Here is a 1,647-nt window from a genome sequence, read left to right as displayed (position 1 = left end):
CATCCCAAGTTTTTTCAGTACCTGCAATTTCTGTTAGTTGGCCATTGTTAAACTCAACATTAATAGTTTGCAGGCCGACTAACTTACCTTCAGTATCTTTAACAAATGATTTGGTCATTAGTTGATATTGTCTTGGATCTTCACCAAAAACGCTTTGCGCTTCAGCATGACCATAATCTACGCGATAGATTAGAGGCCATAGAGGCCAAGGATTGTTATCGGCACGCTCAACAGGAGGCTTAGACATGAGTTCAAAATTCACCACTGATTTTGCTCCTTGACGTATTGCTGTACCAATACAATCTGTACCAGTATCGCCACCACCAATTACAATAACATCCTTACCCTTTGCTGATAATTCTGAATCATCGGCACGGCCTGTGTCAAGCAAGCTTTTAGTATTAAGCGTCAAATAATCCATGGCCAAATGTACGCCATCAGCATCACGATTTTCAGCTGGCAAATCTCTTGCTTTACTAGCGCCTGTAGTAAACACAATAGCATCAAATTCCTTTTGTAATGCTGCAGTTGTAATATCTTTACCAACATCAACATTAGTGATAAATTCTATACCACAATCTTTCATTAAATTAATTCGGCGATCAACAACATCCTTGCCAAGTTTCATATTTGGAATGCCGTACATTAATAAACCGCCAATACGATCATCCCGTTCGAATACTGTCACGCTATGACCTAATTTATTTAACTCATCTGCTGCGGCTAATCCAGCAGGTCCAGAACCAATAATAGCAACTTTCTTACCTGTTCTAAATTCTACAGAATACGGCTTAATCCAACCTTGTTCAAAACCTTTATCAATGATTGCTTGTTCAATATTTTTAATGGTTACTGCAGGATTGTTCAAGCCTAATACGCATGAACCTTCACAAGGTGCTGGACAGACTCGACCGGTAAATTCAGGGAAATTATTAGTTTTTAATAATCTTGATAAAGCCTCTTCCCATTTATCGTTATAAACCAGATCATTCCATTCAGGAATAAGATTGTTAATCGGACAGCCATCGTCTGACTGACAAAATGGTACGCCACAGTCCATACAGCGTGCGCCTTGAGTTTGTAGATGCGACTCATCATGAGTGCCAGTAAAAATTTCACCATAATCTTTTAAACGTAGTTCAACAGCACGATAATCTTCTGTTTTTCTATCAAATTCTTTAAAGCCAGTTACTTTTCCCATCACTCAAAACGTATAAATCTAAAGCGTATAATTATGCCATATTTGCTATTAATATGCATCTATAAAAAAAGATGAAATAGTTTGCTTGTTTGAGGCAATGATTAACTGTATAATTGCCCTTTTTTAAGAATTAAATATTTAAGGATAAGTTCAGATGAATTTAATTGATCAAATTGAAAGCGAACAGCTAAGAAGTGATATTCCTGAGTTTGCAGCGGGTGACACAGTAATCGTACAGGTTAAAGTACGTGAAGGTGATCGCGAAAGATTACAAGCATTTGAAGGCGTTGTAATTGCAAAGAAAAACCGTGGTATTGGTTCAGCATTCACAGTAAGAAAAATTTCACATGGTGAAGGTGTAGAAAGAGTTTTTCAAACACACTCTACAATGATTGATTCTGTTGAAGTTAAGCGTCGTGGTAAAGTTCGTCAAGCTAAACTTTACT

The 1,647-nt window shown here is 37.2% G+C and carries 2 protein-coding genes; one reads left to right on the top strand and one right to left on the bottom strand.

Annotated features, from left to right (window positions below; all coding sequences use genetic code 11):
- The coding region (locus tag P8M52_RS02210; RefSeq protein ID WP_300306703.1) for a glutamate synthase subunit beta at nt 1-1,201 on the bottom strand (1,201 nt) is incomplete at its 3' end.
- Between the two features lie 154 nt (nt 1,202-1,355).
- Between P8M52_RS02210 and rplS the strand changes: the two genes are divergently transcribed.
- Nucleotides 1,356-1,647: 50S ribosomal protein L19 (gene rplS / locus P8M52_RS02205; protein ID WP_300306700.1), on the top strand; the 292-nt coding region annotated here is incomplete at its 3' end.

Origin of the sequence: Candidatus Thioglobus sp. (assembly GCF_029243085.1) — a bacterium.
Classification (GTDB): Bacteria; Pseudomonadota; Gammaproteobacteria; order PS1; family Pseudothioglobaceae; genus Thioglobus_A.
The sequence above is the reverse complement of the archived record's forward strand: the minus strand, read 5'-3'. Positions and strand labels throughout refer to the sequence as shown.